Annotated in this window: 22 protein-coding genes; 16 read left to right on the plus strand and 6 right to left on the minus strand. The window is 68.7% G+C overall.

All coding sequences use genetic code 11. The features are described from left to right. The first annotated feature begins 199 nt into the window (after nt 1-199). The 3 genes from AC5592_RS22640 to AC5592_RS22650 all read left to right on the plus strand — a co-directional run bounded on the left by AC5592_RS22640 (nt 200) and on the right by AC5592_RS22650 (nt 1601). Complete coding sequence (locus tag AC5592_RS22640) at nt 200-418, plus strand: MbtH family protein (RefSeq protein WP_030517136.1); 219 nt, start codon at nt 200-202, stop codon at nt 416-418. A 125-nt stretch (nt 419-543) separates the two neighbouring features. Beyond that, a complete protein-coding gene (locus tag AC5592_RS22645) occupies nt 544-1203 on the plus strand; it encodes an SRPBCC family protein (RefSeq protein ID WP_063065373.1) in 660 nt (219 codons plus the stop codon). After that, complete coding sequence (locus tag AC5592_RS22650; RefSeq protein WP_036505727.1) at nt 1200-1601, plus strand: ArsR/SmtB family transcription factor; 402 nt, start codon at nt 1200-1202, stop codon at nt 1599-1601. Before AC5592_RS22645 ends, AC5592_RS22650 begins: the two co-directional genes overlap by 4 nt. A 32-nt stretch (nt 1602-1633) precedes the next feature. Here the strand turns inward: AC5592_RS22650 and AC5592_RS22655 are convergent, their stop codons facing one another. Next, nucleotides 1634-4972, minus strand: coding sequence for an ATP-binding protein (locus tag AC5592_RS22655; RefSeq protein WP_063065374.1), 3339 nt, complete (start codon nt 4970-4972; stop codon nt 1634-1636). 529 nt (nt 4973-5501) lie between these two features. On the opposite strand from AC5592_RS22655, the gene AC5592_RS22660 reads away from it, so the two are divergent. From AC5592_RS22660 to AC5592_RS22670, 3 genes are read left to right on the plus strand one after another with little or no spacing between them, the layout of a single operon-like run. Then, nucleotides 5502-5939 carry a hypothetical protein gene (locus tag AC5592_RS22660; protein ID WP_036505726.1) on the plus strand — a complete coding sequence of 146 codons (438 nt, stop codon included), beginning with the start codon at nt 5502-5504 and terminating at the stop codon, nt 5937-5939. Between the two features lie 52 nt (nt 5940-5991). Next, nucleotides 5992-6702, plus strand: coding sequence for an NUDIX hydrolase (locus AC5592_RS22665; RefSeq protein ID WP_036505725.1), 711 nt, complete (start codon nt 5992-5994; stop codon nt 6700-6702). Nucleotides 6703-6749: 47 nt separating this feature from the next. Then, complete coding sequence (locus AC5592_RS22670) at nt 6750-7400, plus strand: hypothetical protein (protein WP_036505724.1); 651 nt, start codon at nt 6750-6752, stop codon at nt 7398-7400. A gap of 5 nt (nt 7401-7405) precedes the next feature. Here the strand turns inward: AC5592_RS22670 and AC5592_RS22675 are convergent, their stop codons facing one another. Further along, nucleotides 7406-8659, minus strand: a complete 1254-nt coding sequence (locus AC5592_RS22675; RefSeq protein WP_063065375.1) for a TetR/AcrR family transcriptional regulator — start codon at nt 8657-8659, stop codon at nt 7406-7408. A gap of 442 nt (nt 8660-9101) precedes the next feature. Here AC5592_RS22675 and AC5592_RS22680 point away from each other — a divergent pair, with 442 nt between their 5' ends. Further along, nucleotides 9102-9545 (plus strand): SRPBCC family protein, encoded by a 444-nt coding sequence (locus tag AC5592_RS22680; protein WP_036505736.1) that lies wholly within the window; start codon nt 9102-9104, stop codon nt 9543-9545. On the opposite strand, the gene AC5592_RS22685 is transcribed toward AC5592_RS22680, so the two are convergent. Beyond that, on the minus strand, nt 9542-10165 hold the full coding sequence (locus tag AC5592_RS22685) for an SACE_7040 family transcriptional regulator (protein ID WP_063065376.1): 624 nt from the start codon (nt 10163-10165) through the stop codon (nt 9542-9544). The genes AC5592_RS22680 and AC5592_RS22685 overlap by 4 nt on opposite strands. Before the next feature lie 127 nt (nt 10166-10292). On the opposite strand from AC5592_RS22685, the gene AC5592_RS22690 reads away from it, so the two are divergent. Genes AC5592_RS22690 through AC5592_RS22715 form a run of 6 tightly spaced genes read left to right on the plus strand, consistent with a single transcriptional unit; the run spans nt 10293 to nt 18350 of the window. After that, the gene (locus AC5592_RS22690) at nt 10293-11870 is read left to right on the plus strand and encodes a carboxyl transferase domain-containing protein (RefSeq protein WP_063065377.1); all 1578 of its coding nucleotides are present in this window, start codon (nt 10293-10295) and stop codon (nt 11868-11870) included. 5 nt (nt 11871-11875) lie between these two features. Further along, on the plus strand, nt 11876-13918 hold the full coding sequence (locus AC5592_RS22695) for an acetyl-CoA carboxylase biotin carboxylase subunit (RefSeq protein ID WP_063065390.1): 2043 nt from the start codon (nt 11876-11878) through the stop codon (nt 13916-13918). Then, nucleotides 13915-15075, plus strand: coding sequence for an acyl-CoA dehydrogenase family protein (locus tag AC5592_RS22700; protein ID WP_063065378.1), 1161 nt, complete (start codon nt 13915-13917; stop codon nt 15073-15075). The genes AC5592_RS22695 and AC5592_RS22700 overlap by 4 nt, the downstream gene beginning before the upstream one ends. Nucleotides 15076-15083: 8 nt before the next feature. Further along, nucleotides 15084-15569, plus strand: a complete 486-nt coding sequence (locus tag AC5592_RS22705; protein ID WP_063065379.1) for a MaoC family dehydratase — start codon at nt 15084-15086, stop codon at nt 15567-15569. Between the two features lie 8 nt (nt 15570-15577). Then, a complete protein-coding gene (locus AC5592_RS22710; protein ID WP_063065380.1) occupies nt 15578-16396 on the plus strand; it encodes an HpcH/HpaI aldolase/citrate lyase family protein in 819 nt (272 codons plus the stop codon). A gap of 7 nt (nt 16397-16403) precedes the next feature. Beyond that, nucleotides 16404-18350, plus strand: a complete 1947-nt coding sequence (locus tag AC5592_RS22715; protein WP_063065381.1) for an acetoacetate--CoA ligase — start codon at nt 16404-16406, stop codon at nt 18348-18350. Nucleotides 18351-18428: 78 nt separating this feature from the next. On the opposite strand, the gene AC5592_RS22720 is transcribed toward AC5592_RS22715, so the two are convergent. Next, nucleotides 18429-19157, minus strand: a complete 729-nt coding sequence (locus AC5592_RS22720; protein WP_036505718.1) for an ABC transporter ATP-binding protein — start codon at nt 19155-19157, stop codon at nt 18429-18431. A gap of 25 nt (nt 19158-19182) precedes the next feature. Then, the gene (locus tag AC5592_RS22725) at nt 19183-20232 is read right to left on the minus strand and encodes an FtsX-like permease family protein (RefSeq protein ID WP_063065382.1); all 1050 of its coding nucleotides are present in this window, start codon (nt 20230-20232) and stop codon (nt 19183-19185) included. 129 nt (nt 20233-20361) lie between these two features. Between AC5592_RS22725 and AC5592_RS22730 the strand changes: the two genes are divergently transcribed. The 3 genes from AC5592_RS22730 to AC5592_RS22740 all read left to right on the plus strand — a co-directional run bounded on the left by AC5592_RS22730 (nt 20362) and on the right by AC5592_RS22740 (nt 22699). Next, entirely contained in the window at nt 20362-21561 is a 1200-nt protein-coding gene (locus AC5592_RS22730; RefSeq protein WP_051025149.1) for a sensor histidine kinase, read from the plus strand. Then, nucleotides 21558-22175 carry a response regulator gene (locus tag AC5592_RS22735; protein WP_036505716.1) on the plus strand — a complete coding sequence of 206 codons (618 nt, stop codon included), beginning with the start codon at nt 21558-21560 and terminating at the stop codon, nt 22173-22175. Before AC5592_RS22730 ends, AC5592_RS22735 begins: the two co-directional genes overlap by 4 nt. A gap of 98 nt (nt 22176-22273) precedes the next feature. Beyond that, on the plus strand, nt 22274-22699 hold the full coding sequence (locus AC5592_RS22740) for a PPOX class F420-dependent oxidoreductase (protein ID WP_036505732.1): 426 nt from the start codon (nt 22274-22276) through the stop codon (nt 22697-22699). 30 nt (nt 22700-22729) lie between these two features. Here AC5592_RS22740 and AC5592_RS22745 read toward each other — a convergent pair whose 3' ends face one another. Then, nucleotides 22730-23404 carry a cupin domain-containing protein gene (locus AC5592_RS22745; RefSeq protein ID WP_232329502.1) on the minus strand — a complete coding sequence of 225 codons (675 nt, stop codon included), beginning with the start codon at nt 23402-23404 and terminating at the stop codon, nt 22730-22732. Nucleotides 23405-23440: the final 36 nt, after the last annotated feature.

The raw sequence follows: 23440 nt of genomic DNA on the forward strand, positions 1-23440 counted from the left end.
TCGACTGATGGATACCGGAAGCTCCGGCCTCGGCAGCATCTTCACCGCCCTCGCGAACCTGCTCTCCACCGGATCGGCGGTGTCGGTGACACCGGGCGCTTGATCGCGGTGCGGGCTCGAACATCGCGGGCCCGCACCACCCCCCGGTGCGGTGGCGGTACCGCCGCACCGGAAACAGTTCCGCACGAAAGGTATTCGAATGAGCAACCCATTCGACGATGACGACGCCGAGTTCTACGTCCTGACCAACGATGAAGGCGAGCACTCGTTGTGGCCGGTGTTCGCGGCCGTGCCGAGCGGATGGACGATCGCTCACGGCCCTTGTCTGCGTCAGCTCTGCCTCGACTATGTCGAATCGCACTGGACCGATATGCGCCCGAAATCGCTGATCGAGGCCATGCGTCTGCAAGCCAACTGAATGCGTCGCGCCGCGGCGTGCCCTCCGAACCCCCTGCACCCGGCACGCCGCGGCGTTCACGTCCTCCTCGCATCGGTGAAGGCTGCCTGCTAATATAAGTGTCAACTTATAGAAGGAGGTATGTCATGCCCTTGCTTTCCGACCCCGCCGCCCTCGCCGGCCTCGTCACCCGCGAGGTCCGCACCGGCTCCCGCGACGGCGCGACCACCCGAATCGCCGTCGCCCGCCGCAGCTACCCCACCGATCAGGCCGATCTGTGGGACGCGCTGACCAATCCCGAGCGGATTCCGCGCTGGTTCCTGCCGATCAGCGGCTCACTGGAGGTCGGCGGCCGATACCAGCTCGAGGGCAACGCCAACGGCATGGTCGAACGCTGTGACGCGCCGAAACACTTCGCCGTCACCTGGGAGATGGGCCCGCAGGTCTCCTGGCTGGAGGTCACTCTCGGCCCGGCCGGCGACGGTACCGAACTGAAGCTCGAGCACGAGGCGCCGATCGATCCGGCCATGTGGACGCAATTCGGTCCCGGTGCGGTCGGTGTCGGCTGGGACCTCGCCCTCCTCGGCCTGGGGATGCATCTGGACAGCGGCGAGCCGGTCGATCCGACCGTCGCGCTCACGCTGCACACCACGCCGGAGGGCCGTACATTCATCCGCACCGCCGCCACGGCGTGGGGTGAGGCCGCGATCGCCGACGGCGACGAGCCCACCGCGGCTCGCACCGCCGCCGAACAGACATTCGCCTTCTACACCACCGAACCAGAGGACACTCCGGAACCTCGATGACCGCCCCACCCGCCCGCATCTTCGATGCGCTGGGCGACCCCGTTCGCCGTCACATCCTCGAACTCCTGGCCGCCGGCGAACACTCCGCCGGCGCCCTGGTCGAATCGATCCGCGCCGCCACCCCGATCTCCCAGCCCGCGGTCTCGCAACACCTGAAGACCCTGCGCGACACCGGTTTGGTCACCGTCCGCGCCGAAGGCACCCGCCGGTACTACCGCCTCGACCCCGACGGCGTGGAGATCGCCCGAACCTGGCTCACCGCCCTGCTCGACCCCCTGCACCACCTGGCGAACCCTCTCGACGCCCTCGCCACCGAAATCGCCCGCGGCAAACGGACGCGGGATTCCGAATCTCGGGTCCGAGGTGCCGGCGGCGAGGAGAAGCGCGCGACCGGGTGAGCGCGTTCGGCTTGTCCGGCGATGCCGCCGCATCAGAACGGCGCCGGGAAATCTCTCGCGGCGGGGCCGATGGTGTCGGTGTTAGTCAGCTGAGTTGATCTGAGCTGCTTGCGGATTCGCTCGCGGAGCCGGGTGGCGGCGGCGCGGTGCTTGGCGGCGGTGACGCCGTCTCCGCATGCCGCCGCCAGATCGGCGAGGATCTCGTCCACCGGATCGAGTGGGGTGAAGCCGGTTTCGAGGCCCGCGACCGTGCCGGCGGCGGGGAGGAGCCGGCGGTACAGTTCGGCGCAGTCGGCGGTGGAGCCGAGGGCGATGGCCGCGCGGGCACGGTGGGCTCGCATCAGGACGGGGTAGAAGTGCTCGTCGACCTCCGGGCCGTGGTGGAACAGGGCGGCGGCCTCGGCGCGTGCGCCGGCGTCGAGAAGGGCGACGATGTAGATCTGGGTGAGCATGCCGGGTAGGGCGGCTTCGATATCGGCGAGGGCGTCCGCGGCGGGAGAGAGATCGCGGCGCGCCCAGCCGAGCGGAAGCAGCGCGATCAGGGCTGCCTCGTCGCCGTGTGGGAAGCCGGAATCTCTTGCCGCCGATACGCTTTCGTCGAAGTAGTGCGCGGCGCGGGAGATATCGCCGCGCAGGATCTCGGTGGCCGCGCGGAAGTAGCCGAAGATCGTCGCCAGCGGCCGCACCTGCGCGGTCGCCGCGAACTCCAGGGCCAGCGTGGCCTGCCGTCCGGCCTCGATCAGGTCGACGTCGCGGCAGGCGGTGCGGAAGTGCAAATAGTGTGCGAGGGCACGATAGTGGGGGAGGTCGGCTGCGGTGGCGATGCGCTCGAGCTCGGCGGTCCAGTACCCGAGGCCGTCGCCGGAATGTCCGTCCAAGACGAGATGGGTCAGCGCGTTCAAGGCCATGCACTGCAGTTCGGCGTTGCCGGTGCTGCGCGCCAATTTCAGTGCGGCGTGGGCGCGGGTGTGGGCGAGCCGGTGCGCGGCGGGGCTGGCTTCGAAGACCGCCGTGATCAGCAGGCGTGCCTGCGTCGCCACCGGCTGGTCGCGCGCGGAGGCGACCGCGAGTGCGCGCCGCAGCCGCGGATTGGTCCATCTCCAGTCCCGCATCGCCCAGACCACCGGGGCCCGCCAGCTGGTCAGCGCGCGCACCACCAACTCCCCGTCGCCCAGTGCGGTGGCCAGCCGCAGCGCCTGTTCCCGGGCGTCGCGGGCCGCGACGATCCGTCCCGCGTACGCGGAGGCGGTGACCAGTTCGCAGTAGGCGTCCACACAGGCGATCCGATCCGCGGCCGGGGCGTCGTCGTCCTCGTGCCCGGCCAGGCGCCGTAGTTCGATCACCGTGCGCCACAGCGGCGCCGCGTCCGCGCGCATCCCGCGTTCGACACAGTGCCGCGCCGCCGTCGTGATGTAGTCGACCGCGGAATCGGCGGTACTCGCCGTGGCCGCGCGCACGGCGTGATGGGCCAGCACCTCCACGGCCCGGGCGTCGTCGGGACGGCACCCGCCCAGCAGTGCCAGCACACCCTGATGCATCCGGGTCCGCCGCAGTTGTGCGATCCCCGCGTAGACGGTGTCACGAATCAGCGGGTGCGCGAACATGATCCGGCCGGCGGGATCGATGATCACCAGCCGTGCCACCTCGGCGGTGCCGACGAGGTCGACGATCTCGTGCTCGGAGCGTCCGGTCAACGCCACCAGCGTCGCCGGTTCCACCCGCTCACCGCAGACGGCCGCGTACTCCAGGACCTCGCGGACCGGATCCGGCATCCGCGCCAGTTGTTGTTCGATCACCCCCCGGGTGCTCGGCGGCAACGTGTGGACGTCGCCGCCCACCGCCATCGCGGCGGTGAGCTCGCGCAGGAACAGCGGATTTCCACCGGTGCGTTCGTGCAGCAGCGCCAGCAGATCGGTGTCGAGTCCGGACAGTCCGGCGGCGCGCGCGATGGCGCAGGTCCCGTCCAGATCGACGCCGGTGAGCTCGATATGCGCGGCGGTCGGGTCGGCCAGGGCGGCCACGGCCGCCCGCACCGGCGGCGGCGCCTCCGTCTCGCGCAGAGTGGCGATGACCAGCAGCGGCTGATCGTGCAGCCATGCCATGGCTTGGCGCAGGATCTGCAGCGTGGCCTCGTCGGCCCGGTGCAGATCCTCCAGGATCAACGCGACCGGACCGTCGGCGACCGCCTTGCGGCACCGGTCGGCGATCACCCGCGAGATCTCGAAGGCCCCACCGAGCACCGGCCGCGAGGTCAGATCGGCGCCGAATCGCGCGGCGACCTCCGCCCACACCCATGCCTGCGGCGCTCCGTCGATCTCCGGGCAGCGCCCGGTCGCGACCACCCAGTCGCGGCGGCGCAATTCGGCGGCGACGGTCTCGGTGAGAGTGGACTTGCCGAAACCCGCGCCGCCACAGACCCACACCACCCGGGCGCCGTGTTCGGCGGCCTCGCAGGCGGCTTCCAGCACGACCTTGCGCTGCACCGGATATCCGGGCGCCGTCGTGGTCGCGGCCGGCTCGGCCGACGAGCGCGTGATGTCACGCACGATGTCGGCGCGCACGGCGAGGGACGCGGTCGGCACGGTGGAGTCGAGCACCGGGACCGCCTGGTTGAGGATGGCGGTCTCCAGCTCCTGAATGCGTTGTCCCGGATCCAGCCCCATTTCCCGGGTGAGGAATTCCGCCGTGCGCCGTAACGTGGCCAGCGCTTCGGTCTGCTGCCCCAGCCGATATTGCGCGAGGGCGAGCAGTCGCACGCTCTCCTCGCGGTCGGGCCGGTCCTCGACGGTGCGCCGCAGGCCGCTGATCACCTCGGTGGTGCGGCCGAGTTCCAGCGCGGCCTGGGCGCGCAATTCACCGGCGGTCAGATACAGATCGGTCAACCGCGCCGCCTCGGCCGCCGCCCAGCCACAATCGGCGAAACTCTCCAGCGCGCGTCCGTTCCAACAGGCCAGTGCGGTATCCAGCATCCGAGTGCGGGTGGCCGCCTCGGGGGCATGGGCACCGCTGCTGACTTGCAGATATTCGTGCAACAGCGATTCGAACTGCCAGGCGTCGACTTCGGTGTCGCGCAACCGCAGCGCGTAACCGAGGCCCTCCGACACCACCACCGTCGCCGGCGCGCGGGCGGGACGTTCGGGTTCGAACACTCGCCGCAGGTTGTGGACGTGCACCTGCAGCACCGAAGTCGCCTTCGGCGGGGGTTCGCCGTCCCACAACTCGTCGACCAGCCGATCGGTGGACACCGCCCGGCCCTGCGCGATCACCAAGCGCGCCAGCAGGGCCCGGGTGAGCCGGCCCGCGAGGCGGATCGGAGTTCCGTCGAGTGCGATATGCATCGGCCCGAGGACATGGATGCGCCGTTCAGCCATGCCATGCCCCCTGCCACCGTGACATCCCGGACACCTTCCCCATGGCCCGCCCCCGTCCGTGCGCCGACGGGACGGCCAAAACGCTGGACATCTGATTTAAATCAGAATCTCTACTATAAATTTCGGGCGCTGTCTGTCGTTAGCTTCATGGTTGCCAAATCGTTATATCCATTCCGTGCGGTAGTACCGGCCGGTGTGTGTTGTGCATCACGTTCTGGCTGTTCCAGGTTGCGACACACGTGGTTCGATCCTGAGTGGCGAGGTGAGCGGCCTGTAATGCAATTGTGACTTTTTCGCGGAACTGCGGATTCGCGGTCGCATGATCATCCTCGGCTCGTATATTTCATCGCAACTTCGGAATTGCTCTCGATATCGGTCCAATTGCTTCTCGCCCGATTCGACCGGAAGTGAACCAGAAGTGGGATGGACAAGGCTGACGTTCACAAACCTGATGGATGGGGAGGTTTCGAATGGTTCGAACGTCACAGAACGCGGTAACGGAATTCGGTGGCGCAGGGCAGGAGAAATCATGAGTCAGAACAGGATCCGTCCCCGGCCCACCGTGCCGGACATCGTGGCCCTCTTTCACGACGACGATCAGGCGGGAGAACTGTTCATGCGGACCGACGAGGTGATCGCGGTACCGGCCGGTCAATTCGTGGCCATGGCCCGTGCCGTCGCGCAACTGGCCGACCGTGCCCTGGTCGGCGGCGGAATTCACGCGGACCGCCCGGACGAGGGGACGCTCGGCGCCTTCGGGGACGCGGGCGAGAATTCCGTCACGGAACCGGAACCGGTCACCCGCGGTCTCTATGTCGACGCCGACGGTGACGTATGGGAGCACGACGAGCTCGGCTGGCGGTTACTGTTGCAGGCCGGCGTGGTGGTCGACCCGGTTTCACATTGGGACTGGATCCTCGGCCATGTCGGTGAATTCGGCCCGTTCACTTTCGTCGCCGCGAGCTGAGGAATTCACCGCCGGAGTTTTTATCGTCAGACTGACGATTACAATGCCCGTCATGGGCAGTGGTTTTCGCCTCAATGCAGCGGTCGCGGTCGATTTGGTGGTTCTGACCCTGGGCGCCCGCCACACTGCCAACGACACGCTGTGCGCACTGCTGGTCCAGCGGCTCTACGCCCCCTATCGCGGACGATGGGCCCTGCCCGGCGGTTTCGTCCGCCCCGAGGAAAGCCTCTCCGCCGCCGCGGTCCGGGAGTTGCGCGAGGAAACCGGCATTCGCGGCGACCGCATGCATCTGGAGCAACTGGCGACCTACGGTGAACCCGGCCGTGATCCGCGCGGCCGGGTCATCAGTACCGCCTATCTGGCGCTGGCGCCGAATCTGCCCGCGCCGCAAGCGGGTTCGCAAGCCACCGCGGCCGGCATCTGGTCGGTGGAGCAACTGCTCGCCGAGCGTGGCCGCATCGCCTTCGACCACCGGCGTATCCTCACCGACGGCGTCGAGCGGGCCCGCGCGAAGCTGGAATACACACCGCTGGCCACCGCCTTCTGTGCCCGCGAATTCACGGTGGCCGAATTGCGCCGGGTCTACGAGGTCATGTGGGGGACCGACATCGATCCGCGCAATTTCCACCGCAAGGTCACCACCACACCGGGTTTCGTCCTGGCCACCGGCGCCACCACGACCCGCGACGGCGGTCGTCCCGCCAAGCTCTATCGCGCCGGGCCCGCGCAGGTGCTGCACCCACCGATGTTGCGGCCCAGCTGATTCCCCGTCGTTGCCGCCGTGTGCCCGCAGGGTGGTACACCGGGAGTATGACGGAGGTCACTACCGGCGCGCCGACAGTCGCCGGGCGCTCGGCGGAGTTCTGGGGATATCTGATGTGGGGGCTGGCGGGCATCGTCATCGCGGTCCCGGAGTTGGCCGCGGTCTTCGATGTGGCGGACTGGCCGACGATTTCGGCGACGATCGGCCACCTCGAGGACGCGCATTCGTGGGTGCGGCTCGTGGTCGTGTTCGTAATCGTCGTGCTCGCCTACTATTCGCTACCGCAGCTGGCGATACCGCCGCAGCGCCCGGCCGCGCTCGCGGGCCGGCAGACCACGGCCAACGGCCGGCTCACGCCCGACCCGGATGCCGTGCGCACCGAGGGGATGGGTGGCTATCTGGTGCTGGCCTGCGCGGCGCTGGCCGCGGCGATCGCCTTCGCCGGTGGCGCCCGCGCGGTCGATCCGGGTTCCTTCGCCGGCGCCTACGTGCTGTACGGAACCATCGCGGTGATGTGGGTGATCGTGCCGAGCGTGCTGTCGATGTTCTTCGCGCGGGAAGTGCCGTTCCCCACCCTGTTTCGCACCATCGGCTATCTCGAGCATCGCGCGGGATTCGTCGCCGCGCTGCTGCTCGGACTGCTGGCGATCCTGCTCATCCACCTCGCGCTGTATCCGTGGCCGCGGATGAACAGCTGAGGCGATCACTCGCCGCGCGGCGACCCGAACAGCACAACCTCCATCAGCGCCATGACTCGCTCCGGCGGGCAGAGGTTTTCGTCGTCGCCGAAGACCCGGCCCAGATCGACCACGAGTCCGAAGCCGGCCTGCACCAGAATGCGCGCCTGCGCCTCGGAGAGCTCCGGCCGCACCGCGACCAGCAATTTCACCCATTCGGCCACGATCAGCCGCTGGATATTGCGCAGTACGGTGCGTTCCTCGGGCGGGACGTGGCTGAACTCGGCGTAATAGACGAAGGTCAATTCGCGTTCTTCGAACGACCCGGTGACATACAGGCCGATCAGTTTCGACAGTGCCTCGGCGGGAGATTTCGACGAGGCGGTGGCCGGGCCGATCGCGCCCGACACCCGATCCGCCGCCCGCCGGAACGCGGCCGCGAGCAGGTCGCTCTTGCTGCGGTAATACCGGTAGACGGCCGAGGCCGCGGACAGATCCGCGGCCGTCGCGATATCCTCCACGCTCACATTCGGATAGCCGCGCTGATGAAACAGCTCCACCGACTTCTTCAGCAGCAGTTCGTGTTTGAACGACTGCGGGATCTCCGCCGCCCGCGGCGTGCCGGCCGACGGCGCGGCGTCCGGAAGTTCGGCGCCGATGATCGCCCACGCGGCCGAATTCAGCACCGCGGTCAGCGATTTCACGGGAAGGGTGGCATGGTGGTCGCCGATGCTGCTGACGATGCTGAGCAGGGCCACCGCCCGTACCAGCCGATCACGCCGGGTCAGCTCCGGGCGCAGTTCACCGAGCAGGCCGGCGAGGGCGCGGATCGAGGTGGTGAACTGCTCGTCCAGCGTGGCGCGATCGGTGTCGTCGAGGTAACGCCCCTCCCACCGGGCCAGCGTCACGGTCGGCCGATTGGCGATGGTCGCGGCGATCATGGCGTCGAGCACGCCGGCCAGCCGCTGCTGCGCCGGAAGCTCGGCGGCCTCGTGGGCTACCGTGGTCGATTCCACCGTCAGCGCGCCGAGGCGCAGCAGTTCCTCCCGGAACAGCGCGTACTTGCTCGGATAGTGCCGGTACAGGGCCGCCGAGGAAATGCCGAGACGGGAGGCGATGTCCTCCATGCTGACCCCGTGATACCCCAGCGAGCCGAAGGCCGCCGCCGAGGTCGCGGCGATCTGGGCGCGCCGATTCTTCGGGCGTCGGCGAATCACCCGCTCCTGCGGCTTTGTTGTCGGCTGTTCTGCGGGGCTCGCGGTGCCACGCTCTACGCTCACGGTTCCGGCCTGTCTGTGGTGCGGCGGCACTCCTCGGCACTCATGAATGCCATGGTAGTCACCGGGTGATTTCCGGCTGCCCGGTGTTACCGCCGGTTCCGGGAGGTCGACCGGGGATCGGTGCGGTGGCGAAGGCCGGTTCCGGGCCGGATCGGGACAATTGTGGACTATCGCCGCCGACTCGCGGGCGACGGGGGTGTGCCGGGGCGAACGAAAGGCTCTCTGTCACAAGGAAATACCGACCGGATTCAACTTTTCGCCGGCGCCGCAAGGCTTGGGCGAACGACCAGATCGCTTGCGCGTATCGAAATAGCATCGTTTCGACTCTTGTCCCTGGCAGCGGGTGCCCGCCGCGCCGTACGCTGCGCTGGCACTCGGCACCGATCCGGCATTCCCGCCGGTCGGGAACTCATCCGACACCGCGGTAGCGAAGGGACTCTCGATGCGCACGCTGGACCTGGAACGGATCATCCGGGCACCTCGCGCCGACGTCTTCGACTGGATCACCGACGCCACCAACTACCAGCGCGTTCCGGCGATCCGGCGGGTCACTCCGGTCCGTCCGGGCAATGTCTCCGAACACGGGGTCGGGGCGGTGCGGCTGCTGGTGACGCCGCTGGTGCGGCTGACCGAGGAGGTCGTCGACTACGACCCTCCGCGACTGTTCCGTTATCGAGTACTGAAATCGCTTCCGCCGCTGCGCCGCCAGGACGGAACCGTGACCTTCGACGACCATCCGGCGGGCACCCGGGTGCGCTGGCATTCCCAATTCGAAGTCGCCACACCGCTTTTCGCCGCCGCGTGGACTCTGGCGCTGATCCCCGCCGTCTATCTGGGCGTGAGCGCGGTCCTGTCCACCGCCGAGGCCGAACTGCGCCGCGACTAGGCCGGCTCGGCCCTCTGGTCGGTCGCTCGGCTCAGCGCCGCCCAGGCCATCTCCCGCAGGATGGGCCGAGCCCGCCCGGCCAGGGTGGGGGCGGCACTGTGCGGGGTGGAGTTGATCAGGCCGAAGGTGGCGTGCGCCTTGACCCGCGCGGCGGTCTCGTCCAGTTCGGGATGCAGGCCGCGCAGCACGCCCACCCAGATCTCCACGTACTGCCGCTGCAGGCGACGCACCTGCCGACGGGCGGATTCGGGCAAGCTTTCCAGGTCCCGGTCCTGGATGCGGATGAGTTCGGGCTCGCCGAGGGCGAAGTCGAGGTGGAACTCGATCAATCCGGACAGAGCCGAGCGCGGTGATTCGGCCTGTTCGGCGACCGCCCGGCCGCCCTCGAACAGCCGGGTGCTGATCCCGACCAGCAATTCCACCAGGAGGGCTTCCTTGTTGGGGAAGTGCCGGTAGACCGCCGGGCCGCTGATACCGGCCGCCGCCCCGAGGTCGTCGAGCCGTACCCCGGGGAAGCCGCGGTCGGCGATGAGTCGTGCCCCGGCCTCCAGTAATTGTCGCCGCCGCTGCGCCTTGAGCTGCTCCCGGCGTGTGGGGGTGATGGCCTCACTGCTGCTCATCGGGCTCCTCTCCGCAGGCCGGGGGCGTTCGGCGGGTCCGGGTTCCGGCACGCCTGGACATTTCAGTTAACGAAGATTATCTTAGTTTCCAGTTATTGGCCACTAACCGAATGGGCAGGATGGCGTGATGACCCTGACGCAGGACGTGCAGGCCGGCAATCGTGCCGCACATCTGGCGCTGCTCGACGAGCTGCGCGCGAAACTGGCGGCGAGTGCGCTCGGCGGACCCGAGCGGGCCCGCGAGCGCCATCTGGCGCGCGGCAAACTGCTGCCGCGCCAGCGGGTGGACCGGCTGCTGGACCCCGGCAGCCCGTTCCTGGAACTCTCGCCGCTGGCGGCCGACGGCATGTACGGCGACGATTGCCCCGGCGCGGGAGTGATCGGCGGTATCGGACGGGTGTCCGGCCGGGAATGCGTGATCGTCGCCAACGATGCGACGGTCAAGGGCGGCACCTACTACCCGATGACGGTCAAGAAGCATCTGCGCGCGCAGGAGGTGGCACTGCAGAACCATCTGCCGTGCATCTACCTCGTGGACTCCGGTGGTGCGCATCTGCCGCATCAGGACGAGGTCTTCCCCGACCGCGAGCACTTCGGCCGGATCTTCTACAACCAGGCGACCATGAGCGCCAAGGGGATTCCGCAGATCGCGGCGGTACTGGGTTCCTGCACCGCGGGCGGCGCCTACGTTCCCGCGATGAGCGACGAGGCCGTGATCGTGCGCAATCAGGGCACGATCTTCCTCGGCGGGCCGCCGCTGGTGAAGGCCGCCACCGGCGAGGTGGTCACGGCGGAGGAACTCGGCGGTGGTGAATTGCACTCGCGCACATCGGGTGTCACCGACCATCTGGCCGACAGCGACGAGGACGCGCTGCGCATCGTGCGCCGCATCGTCGGCACCTTCGCACCGAAGTCGCCGAGTCCGTGGGAGATCGCGGCCCCGGTCGACGCCATCGCCCCGCAGTCGGAGCTCTACGACGTGGTCCCGGTGGACCTGCGTACGCCGTATGACGTACACGAGGTGATCGAGCGCATCGTGGACGGCGGTGAATTCCAGGAATTCAAGGCCGAATACGGCCGCACCCTGGTCACCGGCTTCGCGCGCATCCACGGACACCCGGTCGGCATCGTCGCCAACAACGGCGTGCTGTTCGGCGAATCCGCCCAGAAGGGCGCGCATTTCATCGAATTGTGCGACAAGCGGGTCATTCCGCTGGTGTTCCTGCAGAACATCACCGGCTTCATGGTCGGGCGCGACTACGAGGCGAGCGGTATCGCCAAACACGGCGCGAAGATGGTGACCGCGGTCGCCTGCGCGCGCGTGCCGAAGCTGACGGTGGTGATCGGCGGTTCCTACGGCGCCGGCAACTATTCGATGTGCGGGCGCGCCTATTCGCCGCGCTTCCTGTGGATGTGGCCGAACGCCCGCATCTCGGTGATGGGCGGTGAACAGGCGGCCTCCGTACTGGCCACGGTGCGCGGCGATCAACTCGGCGATGCCTGGACCGCGGAGCAGGAGGAGCAGTTCAAGGCGCCGATCCGGGATCAGTACGAGCGCCAGGGCAATCCGTACTACTCCACTGCCCGGCTGTGGGACGACGGGGTCATCGATCCCGCCGACACCAGAACCGTGCTCGGCCTGGCCCTGTCGGTCTGCGCGCAGGCGCCCCTCGAACCTGTCTCCTACGGCGTATTCCGGATGTGATCACCATGCTGAACAAATCTCACCCGGTGCCCTTCGACACCGTGCTGGTCGCCAACCGCGGCGAGATCGCGGTGCGCGTGATCCGCACGTTGCGCGCCATGGGTATTCGCTCGGTGGCGGTCTACAGCGACGCCGATGTCGCCGCCCGGCACGTGGCCGAGGCGGACGTCGCGGTGCGGCTGGGCCCGGCGCCGGCACGGCAGAGCTATCTCGACATCGATCGGGTGGTCGACGCGGCGGTGCGGTCCGGTGCTCAGGCGGTGCATCCCGGTTACGGCTTCCTGTCGGAGAATTCGGCCTTCGCCGCGGCGCTGGAGAAGGCCGGCATCGTCTTCCTCGGTCCGCCCGTGCGGGCGATCGAGATCATGGGCGACAAGATCGCGGCCAAGACCGCGGTCGCAGATTTCGGCGTGCCGGTCGTGCCGGGTATCGCCCGGCCCGGCCTCACCGATGACGAATTGATCACGGCCGCAACCGAAATCGGATATCCGGTGCTGGTCAAGCCGTCGGCGGGCGGGGGCGGCAAGGGCATGCGCCGGGTCGAGGATCCCGCCGATCTTCCCGCGGCGCTGGTGAGCGCGCGCCGGGAGGCCGCCGCGGCGTTCGGCGACGACACCCTGTTCCTCGAACGGTTCGTCGCCACACCCCGGCATATCGAGGTGCAGATCCTCGCCGACCGGTTCGGCAACGTCCTGCATCTGGGTGAGCGGGAGTGCAGCCTGCAGCGCCGGCATCAGAAGGTCATCGAGGAGGCGCCCTCGCCGCTGCTGGATCCGCAGACGCGGGCCCGGATCGGCGCCGCCGCCTGCAATACCGCGCGCAGCGTCGACTATGTGGGCGCGGGCACCGTCGAATTCATCGTCTCCGCCGACCGGCCGGACGAATTCTTCTTCATGGAGATGAACACCCGGCTGCAGGTCGAACATCCGGTGACCGAACTGGTGACCGGGGTGGACCTGGTGGAATGCCAGGTTCGCGTAGCGGCCGGGCAGAAGATCGTCGCCGAACAGGACGACATCCAGCTCACCGGGCACGCCGTCGAGGCCCGCGTCTACGCCGAGGATCCCGGCCGCGACTTCCTGCCCACCGGCGGCACCGTGCTGGCGCTGGCCGAACCGCAGGGGCCCGGCGTGCGGGTGGATTCGGGGCTGCGCACCGGCAGTGTGATCGGCAGCGACTACGACCCGATGCTGTCGAAGGTGATCGCGCACGGCCCCGATCGCGCGACCGCGATCGCCCGGCTGGATCAGGCGCTGGCCGACACCCAGGTCCTCGGCGTGCGGACCAATACCGACTTCCTGCGGTTCCTGCTCGCCGATCCCGATGTGCTGCGCGGTGATCTCGACACCGGACTGCTGGACCGGCGCGCCGGAGATTTCCGGCCCGCACCGGTCACCGACGATCAGTTCGTCGCGGCGGCGGTGGCGCGCTGGCTGCGGGCGTGGCCGGCCGCACCCCGAGGCCCCTGGGAAATCCCGGACGGCTGGCGCATCGGCACCGCGGCGCCCACGGTGCTGCGGCTCGAAGGCGGCGAACGCGTTGTGCACGTGGCGATTACGGGCACACCCGCCGACGCGTGGGTGGCGGTGGACACCGGCCTGCCGCGTTCGCTGACCGCCGCGCTCGACGACGCGGTGCTGACGATCGTCCTCGACGGAATCCGGCTGCGCTACCGGGTCGCCGAACAGGCCGGCCCGATCTGGGTGGCCGGCGCCGACGGTGTCGCGTCGGTGCGTGAGGTGGCCGAACCCAGCCTGCGCGGCGGCGACGAACAGCTCACCGACGCCGAAATCCTCAGCCCCATGCCGGGTTCGGTGATCGCGGTGCACGTGGCGCCGGGCGCCGAGGTGGCCGCCGGTACCCCGATCGTGGTGGTGGAGGCGATGAAGATGGAACACACCTTGACCGCGCCGGTCGCCGGAAAGGTGGAGTTGCTGGTCGCCGCGGGCGACCAGGTACAGGTCGAACAGGTCCTGGCGCGGATCGCCGCCGAACCCGCCGAGGACCCCGAGAAATCGGACACCGAGCAGAAAGAGGCACAGGCATGAGCGATTTCCTGTCCACCGGCACCCTGCCGGAGGAGTACCGGGAACTGGCGCTGACGGTCCGCGATTTCGCGAATCAGGTCGTCGCGCCGGTAGCGGCGAAACACGATGCGGCCCATACCTTCCCGTACGAGGTCGTCTCCGGCATGGCGGATATGGGCCTGTTCGGCCTGCCGTTCCCGGAAGAGTACGGCGGTATGGGGGGCGACTACTTCGCGCTGTGCCTGGCGCTCGAGGAACTCGGCAAGATCGACCAGAGCGTGGCGATCACGCTCGAGGCCGGGGTGTCGCTGGGCGCCATGCCGATCTACCGGTTCGGCAACGAGGCGCAGAAGCAGGAGTGGTTGCCGCAGTTGACCTCCGGGCGCGCGCTGGCCGGTTTCGGTCTCACCGAGCCCGGTGCGGGCAGCGATGCCGGCGGCACCCGCACCACCGCCGTGCGCGACGGCGACGACTGGATCATCAACGGCAGCAAGCAGTTCATCACCAACTCGGGCACCGATATCACCCGGCTGGTGACCGTGACCGCGGTGACCGGCGAGTCGGAGGGCAAGAAGGAGATCTCCACCATCCTGGTGCCCACCGACACCCCGGGCTTCGTCGCCGAACCGGCCTACAACAAGGTCGGCTGGCACGCCTCGGACACCCATCCGCTGAGCTTCACCGACGTGCGGGTGCCGCAGTCGAATCTGCTCGGTGAACTCGGCCGCGGCTACGCCAACTTCCTGCGGATCCTGGACGAGGGCCGGATCGCGATCGCGGCGCTGTCGGTCGGCGCGGCGCAGGGCTGTGTCGACGAGAGCGTGCGCTACGCCGGTGAGCGGGAGGCGTTCGGCCGCACCATCGGCCGCAATCAGGCGGTGGCGTTCAAGATCGCGCGGATGGAGGCGAGGGCACACGCCGCGCGCACCGCCTACTACGACGCGGCGGCCTTGATGCTGGCGGGCAAACCGTTCAAGAAGCAGGCCGCGATCGCGAAACTGGTCGCCAGCGAGGCCGCGATGGACAACGCCCGCGATGCCACCCAGATTTTCGGCGGCTACGGCTTCATGAACGAATATGCTGTGGCCCGGCACTATCGCGATTCCAAGATCCTGGAAATCGGCGAGGGCACGACCGAGGTGCAGTTGATGCTGATCGGACGGGAGCTGGGACTGTGAGCGAGCCGATGGAGCCGGTGCGCCGGGTGGTGCAGCGCGGACTGTGGTTCGAGGAGTTGGAAGTCGGTGTGCTGTACGAACACCGTCCCGGGCGCACCATCACCGAAGCGGACAACGTCGCGTTCACCACGCAGACGATGAATACGCAGGCGCTGCATCTGGACGCGGCCTTCGCCGACGGTCTGCCGCCGTTCAATCAGCGGCTGGTCAATTCCATGCTCACGTTGTCGACGCTGGTCGGCTTGTCGGTGGCGCAGCTGACGCAGGGCACCATCGTGGGCAATCTGGGTTTCTCGGAGGTCGCCTTCCCGAAGCCGATGTTCCACGGCGACACCCTGTACGCCGAAACCCTGGTCACCGCCAAGCGCGAGTCGAGAAGCCGCCCGGGTGAGGGGATCGCGACCTTCGCGCACACCGGACGCAACCAGCACGGCGACGTGGTGGCCACCGCGGTCCGTCAAACCCTGATGCGGATGCGCCCGAACGGCGAGTAGGAGAGCGGATGAACTGGGAAATTCCGGGTCCGGCCTGGCTGTTCTGCCCCGCCGACCGGGGTGAACGCTACGAGAAGGCCGCCGCCGCGGCCGACGTCGTGATCATCGATCTGGAAGACGGCGTCGCGGCCGGAGACAAGGAGGCCGCGCGCGAGGTGCTGATGGCCACGCCACTCGATCCGGAGCGGACGGTGGTCCGGGTCAACGCGGCCGGCACCCACGATTTCGACGCCGACCTGACCGCGCTGGCCTCGACCGCCTACCGTCGCGTCATGCTGCCGAAATGTGAATCGGCGCAACAGGTCTCGCTGCTGTCGGACTACGAGGTGCTCGCGCTGTTCGAATCGCCGCTGGGCGCGTTGCGCACCGAAGAGGTCATGGCCGCGCCGAATGTGATCGCCGCGATGGCCGGGGCGGAGGATCTGGTCGCCGGGCTCGGTGGCAATTCCAGCCGCCGCGCCGACGGCGGTTATCACGATGTGGCATGGCAGCTGCGCTCGACCGCCCTGCTGGCGGCGAAGGCGTACGGCAAGATCGCGCTGGACTCGGTGTATCTCGATATCGCCGACCTCGACGGACTGCGCGCGGAATCCGACGAGGCGGTCGCGGTCGGCTACGACGTCAAGGTCGCCATCCATCCGAAGCAGCTCGCGGTGATCCGGGCCGCCTACGCGCCGGCGGACGAGGAAGTGGACTGGGCCCGCCGGGTGCTGGCGGAGGTGCCCGACAATCGCGGCGTGTTCAGTTTCGAGGGACGCATGGTGGACGGCCCGGTGATCCGGCACGCCGAGCGCATTCTGCAGCGCGCCGGGACCCGGCAGAGCTAGGAGAGTCATGACGCAACCACAGTGGGAACCCGATGCCGGGGATGTGGAAACGGCGCGGGTCACCGACTTCGCACGATTCGTCGGGGCCCGCACCGGACGAGAATTCGACGACTACCACTCGCTGTGGGAGTGGTCGATCACCGACCTCGCCGGGTTCTGGGGAGCGCTGTGGGAGTACTTCGAACTCGCCGACGCGCCGGACACGGTGCTGGCGAGTTCCGATATGCCGGGGGCGCAATGGTTTCCGGGGCAGCTGCTGAACTACGTCGATCAGATCGCACGCCATGCCCGCACCGATCGGCCCGCGATCGTCTACGCCGGCGAACAGGGCGGCCTGACCGAGATCTCCTGGGCGGAACTGCTGGGCCGCGCCGCCTCCTTCGCGGCGACGCTGCGCGAACTCGGCGTGGGCCCCGGCGATCGGGTCGTCGGTTACCTGCCCAACATCCCCGAGGCCGTGATCGCCTTCCTCGGTACGGCCGGAATCGGCGCGGTGTGGAGTGCCTGCGGACAGGACTATTCGGCCAAGGCGGCGCTCGACCGGCTGGGGCAGTTGGAGCCGGCCGTGCTGGTCACCGCCGACGGTTACCACTTCGGCGGGAAACAGCACGACAAACGTGACGATATCGCCGCCCTGCGGGCCGGACTGCCGACCGTCCGAGCCACCGTCGTGGTGCCGCGTCTGGGCGGTGCGGTGCCCGACGCCCTGGACTGGAATGCGGTCGCCGCGCCCGAGGGTGCCGAATTGTCCACCGAGCCCGTCGGTTTCGCGCATCCGCTCTGGGTTCTGTTCTCCTCCGGAACCACCGGTCTGCCGAAGGGGATCGTGCACGGACACGGTGGCGTGCTGCTCGAACATCTGAAAGCCGCTGCGCTGCAGTCGGATATCGGACGTGGCGACGTCTTCTTCTGGTACACCAGCCCCAGCTGGATGATGTGGAACTTCCAGGTCGCCGGTCTGCTGGTGGGCGCGACGATCGTCTGCTACGACGGCAGTCCCACCTTCCCGCACGCCGATTCGCTGTTCGACCTGGCGGCGCGTACCGGCACCACCGTGCTCGGGACCAGCCCGGGTTATGTGCTCGCCTGCATCAAGGCCGGTGTGGTGCCGCGGCGCGACCACGATCTCTCGGCGCTGCGTACGGTCGGTATCACCGGATCGTCGCTGCCGCCGTCGTCGGCACTGTGGTTGCGCGACAACGTCGGCGAGCGGGTGCAGGTCAACTCCATCAGCGGTGGCACCGATGTGGTGTCCGCCTTCCTCGGCGGTGTGCGCACGGTGCCGGTGTGGCCGGGCGAGCTGTCGGTACCGTTCCTGGGCGCCGCGGTGGATGCCTGGGACGAATCGGGCCGGCCGGTGCGCGGCGAGGTCGGGGAATTGGTGATCACCGCCCCGATGCCCTCCATGCCGGTGTCGTTCTGGAACGATCCCGACGGAAGCCGGTATCGCGCAGCGTATTTCGAGATGTTCCCCGGCGTCTGGCGGCACGGCGACTGGATCACCGTCACCGACCACGGCAGCATCGTCGTGCACGGCCGCTCCGATTCGACGCTGAACCGGCACGGCATCCGGATGGGCTCGGCCGATATCTACCAAGCGGTGGAACAACTTCCGGAGATCGCCGAGGCCCTGGTGATCGGCGCCGAACAGCCCGACGGCGGCTACTGGATGCCGCTGTTCGTGACCCTCGCCCCGGGCGCCGAACTGACCGACGAGCTGAAACAGCGCATCAACGCGACGATCCGCAGCGAGGTCTCGCCGCGTCACGTCCCCGACGACATCATCGCCGCCCCGGGCATTCCGCATACCCGCACCGGCAAGAAACTCGAGGTGCCGATCAAGAAACTGTTCCAGGGCGCGGACCCGGATCGCGTGGTCGAACGCAGCGCGGTCGACAATGCGGATCTGCTCACCTGGTACGCCGAGGTGCCGGCCCGGAAACGGGCGACGTAGGCCGAGCCGCGGAAGCGGTGCGCTGCCGCTCGGTGGCCGCCGAGTACGCGCGGCGCGCCGCATCCGGGCCGCGGGTGATCAGGCGGCGAGCTCTCCGGCCTCGTCCATCGACAACCGGCCGTCGACCATGCGGTAGACCGCGTTCATGCGGTGCAGGTGGGTGCGATCGTGGGTCACCAGCAGGGTGGCGGCGGAGTGGGTATGCACGACCCCGAGGATCAGGTCGATGACGGCGGCCCCGCGTTCCTGGTCGAGGGCGCTGGTCGGCTCGTCGACGACCAACAGCGCGGGGTCGTGCATGAGAGCGCGGGCGATGTCGACGCGCTGTCGTTGACCGCCGGACAGCTGGGCCGGGCGCTTCTTCTCGTGACCGCGCAGCCCGACGGCATCGAGGAGATCCATGGCCTTGTCCCGGGTTCGACGTCGCAGGCGCGGTGAGACGACGGTGTGGCCGCCCAGATGCCGCATCACCTCGAGTTGTTCGACCGCGGTCAGCGCCGGAATGAGATTGGGCTGCTGGAACACGATCCCGATGCGTTCCCGGCGCAGGGTCGCGGCCTCGCGCCGGGACGCTCGGGCGAGGTCGACACCGCCGTCGTCGGTGTCGAGCAGAATCCGGCCCGAATCCGGGCGCACGAGCGTCGACACCGTCGCCAGCAGACTGGATTTGCCCGACCCCGAGGGGCCGGTGATGGCCGCGATCTCGCCGCCGCGCACGGTCAGTGCGACCCGGTCGAGGGCGGTGACGCGGCCGGCGCCGTCGGGGAACGTGAGGGTGAGATCGGAGACGGTCAGGGTGGTGGTCATCGAAAGCTCCTGTGCGGTAATCGAATCAACGAGAGTTGTTGAGCGCGGTGAGCGGATCGGTGGTGACGAGGAAGCGCAGGGCGAACACCGCACCGAGCAGCCCGAGCCCGATCAGGGCCAGCGCGGGCACCACGGTCGTGGCGGCGCTGAGCACGAACGGCACCGCCCCGCCGAGGGACGCCCCGGCCAGTGCGGTCACTCCGACCCCGACGCCGACACCGAGTAGGAGCACGATCAGGGCCTGCCCCAGTGCGTCGCGAACCAGTGCGGTCGTGGTGGCGCCCAGCGCTTTCAGCGTCGCGATATCCGGCGTGCGCTGGATGGTCCAGACGGTGAAGAACGCACCGATCACCAGAGCGGAGATCACGAACAGCATCACGGTCATCAGCGTGAGCGAACCGTTCTCGGCCCGATACGACCCGATCGCCTGCAGTGCGCCGTCGACACTCGTCGTGCGGGTGTGCGCGGCGTTGTTCACCGCACCGGTATCGGTCACCCCGGAGGCGACCAGAATCGTGGCCGCCCCGCCACGCGGATCGAGTTGCTGCCAGTCGGACAGCGTCGTCCAGACCACCGGGGTGTGCGCATACCAGTCGTCGCCGCCGATCCCCGCGACCGTGAAGGTCCGGTCGCCGATCGACACGCGCTCACCGGCGGTGGCCGAGAGATCCTCGGCGGCGGCTTTACTCAGCACAACGGTGCCGGGGCGGGTAACCACCTCATTGCCGAACGCCGTGCCGTCGACGCCGAATATCGCCACCTGGGTCGGCGCGGACCCGTCCCGGACGGCCTGGCTACGGCTGATGCCCACCGGATCGACGGTTCCCCCGGCTCGCTGCCAGCGCTGCACCTGTTCGCCGGTCAACGCCGAGGAATCGAACGACGGGTCGGCGCCGGTATCGGCGAAGACGACGCTGCCGCCGGACAGCCGCTCGAGGGCGGAAATATTCTGATGGGCGAGTCCGGCCGTGAGTCCACTCAGAAAGCTCACCAGCAGGGCCACCATGGTGACGACCAGGGTGATGAGGAGGAATCGGCCGCGGGCGGCCCGCAGATCTCGCAGTGCGACGAACATATCTCCACCCTCGCGGTGAATCCGCCGGTCGGCATCGCCTTCGCGGACACTTCGCGACCGCCCGACGGTGGGGTGCCGATTCCACCTTTCGATGGATGCCGCCCCGATAACCGCGCATAAGCTGGCAGCGTGCACCGCTCTCCACTCACCCCCGTTTTCGCCGCACTGCAGGTAGGACTGCATGTGTTGATGACGGCGCTGGTGGTCGTGGTGATGGTGCGGGCGGCCGTTCCCGGTGACGACGGCACCCGGCCCACCGCCGCGGTGATCGTGCTCGCGGCGCTGTTCCTGGTCGTCTACTTCGCGGGCGGGCTGCTGCGCGGGCGTCCGGTCGCGGCCCGGGTGTGGCTGGGCGGGCTCACGGTGCTGTGGCTGGCGCTGATCGTGCTGGTTCCGGAGGCCGTCTACCTGGTGTTCGGACTGTTCTTCCTCTATCTGCATCTGCTGCCGCGACTGTGGGGACTGGCCGCGGTCGTCGCCGCCACGATCGTCTCGGTGGTCGGGTGGGGATTACACGAGGGGTGGACGGTTCCCGGGATCGCCGGGCCGGTCCTGGGCGCGATCGTCGCCATCGCGATCGGCCTGGGTTATCGGGCGCTGTTCCGCGAGGCGGCTGACCGCCAGCAGCTGATCGACGAATTGCTCTCCACCCGCGCCACTCTCGCCGAACGCGAACGCACCGCCGGCAAACTCGCCGAACGGGAACGACTGGCCCAGGAGATCCACGACACCGTCGCCCAGGGACTGTCCAGCATCCAGATGCTGCTGCATGCCGCCGAGCGCGACGCGCCGGATCATCCCGCGCTGCAACAGATCCGGCTCGCCCGTGAGACCGCCGCGGACAACCTGGTAGAGACCCGGCAGTTGATCGGCGACCTGACCCCGGCGGTGCTCGAGGGGCAATCGCTGAGTGATGCGCTCGAACGGATCGCCCGGCGTGCCGAGGGCCCCGGGCTGAGCGCCCGCACGGTGGTCGAGGGGACCCCGATGCGGTTGCCGATGCCCGTCGAGGCCGCGCTGGTGCGGGTGGCGCAGGGCGCGGTGTCGAACGTGGTGCGGCACGCCCGCGCCGCCCGGATGCGGATCACGCTCACCTACGGTGACGACGCCGTCCATCTCGACGTGGTCGACGACGGTGTCGGTATCGATCCCGCGGTCTTCGGGGGCGGCACCTTCGGCCTCAACGCCATGCGCAGCCGCGTCGAACAGCAGGGCGGTGTCATGGACGTCGAATCCGAACCGGGACATACCGCCGTCACCGTCTCGTTTCCGCTGCACGACTCGGAAACCGCAGGCGCCGAGCTCATCTCGCGGGAGGACCTGCCGTGATACGTCTCCTGCTGGCCGACGACCACGCCATCGTCCGCGCCGGGCTACGGGCCCTGCTGGATTCCGGCGAGGACATCACGGTGGTGGGGGAGGCCGCCACCGCCGAGGAGGCCGTAGCCTTCTGCACCACCACACACCTCGATCTGGTGCTGATGGACCTGCGCTTCGGCCCCGGCAAATCCGGCGTGGACGCGACCCTGGCCCTGCGCGCCCTGCCCGATCCGCCGAACGTCCTGGTGGTGACCAACTACGACACCGACGCCGATATCCTCGGCGCCATCGAGGCGGGTGCCTGTGGTTACATCCTCAAGGACACGCCGCCACCGGAACTCCTCGCCGCCGTGCGCGCGGCGGCGGCGGGGGAAAGCGTGCTGTCGCCCTCGGTCGCCTCCAAACTGATGACCCGCGTCCGCAAACCGGACACCACCCTGAGTGCCCGCGAGATCGAGGTGCTGCGCCTGGTCGCCGACGGCCATTCCAACCGCGATATCGGCAAACACCTGTTCCTCAGCGAGACGACGGTGAAATCCCATCTGGTGCATATCTATTCGAAGCTGGGCGTGAGATCGAGAACCTCGGCGGTGGCGCGGGCGCGCGAGCGCGGGGCCATCTGAACGGCGGCCGGCGCATCCGGCGCCGACGCCGAGCGCGGCCGGGGCCGTCGGCGCGTGTCGGGGCCCGCCCACCGGCCGCCGCTTCCTAGGGTGTGCTCATGCCTTCCATCACCGATCCCGAAGTGCGGGAATTCCTCGCCGGCGGCACCCGTACCGGCAAATTGGCTCTGGTCGCCTCCGACGGCCGCCCGATCGTCAATCCGGTGTGGTTCATCCTCGACGGTGACGACCTGGTCTTCAACACCGGCAAGACCACCGCCAAGGGCAAGGCGCTGGCGCGCGACCCCCGCGTCGCCCTCTGCGTGGACCTCGACGAACCGCCGTACGCCTATTTCCAGGTGCAAGGCGTCGCCACTCTTTCCGAGGACCCCGCCGAACTCCTGCGCACCGCCACCGCCATCGCCGCGCGGTACATGGGTCCGGACCGCGCCGAGGAATTCGGCCGCCGCAACGCCGTCCCCGGCGAACTGGTCGTGCGGGTGCGCCCGGACAAGATCCTCGGTGGGCTGAATATGACCGGATAGCCGGAAGAACACCGGGTAGCCGGAGGAAACTCAGCGGCGCCGGGCGTACTCGCCGGCCGCGGCCCAGTCGATCATCACGCAGGCTTGTTCGCCTACGGTCCAGGCGTCGTGGCCGGGCGGGCACTGCATGAAATCTCCGGGACCGACCTCACATTCGGTGCCGTCGTCCATCCGGATGTGCAGCCGCCCCGACACGCAGTAGCCGATATGCGCGGCCTGGCAGCTGTCGGTTCCCGCGATCGGCTTGACGTGGGTGGACCAGCGCCAGCCCGGCTCGAAGACGGCCCGGCCGACCGCGCCGGAGGGCGCCTGCACGACCTCGAGGCGCCCGCTGCCGGATTCGAATTCCCGCGTCTCGTCGGCGGCATCGAAATTCCGCACCAGCAACGACGTCGCCGCCGCCCCGTCCATATCGTCCTCACGCACCAGGTCGAGATTGCGGAAGACCGCCGGCTCGTCGCACAGGGCGGCGAGGGTTTCGGCGAAGCCGGTCGTCTCGGGCAGCGCGGAATTCGCCATGGCCTGCTCGTAGGAGGGAAATTCCACGATCTGCAGATAGGTGTCCGGGTGGTCGCGGTCCCTGGTTTCCATACTGTGCGTCGCCGAACGCGATCCCTCGGTGGCGGTCAGCCACCGATCCAGCGTGCGATTGAACTCGTCGAGCTGCGAGGTCTTGAACTCGATGGTCTGAACGAATTTCGTCATCGTGGTCACCTTCGAAGTTGTGGATGACCCCGGGCA

Source organism: Nocardia violaceofusca NBRC 14427 (assembly GCF_963869435.1).
Taxonomy (GTDB): domain Bacteria; phylum Actinomycetota; class Actinomycetes; order Mycobacteriales; family Mycobacteriaceae; genus Nocardia; species Nocardia aobensis.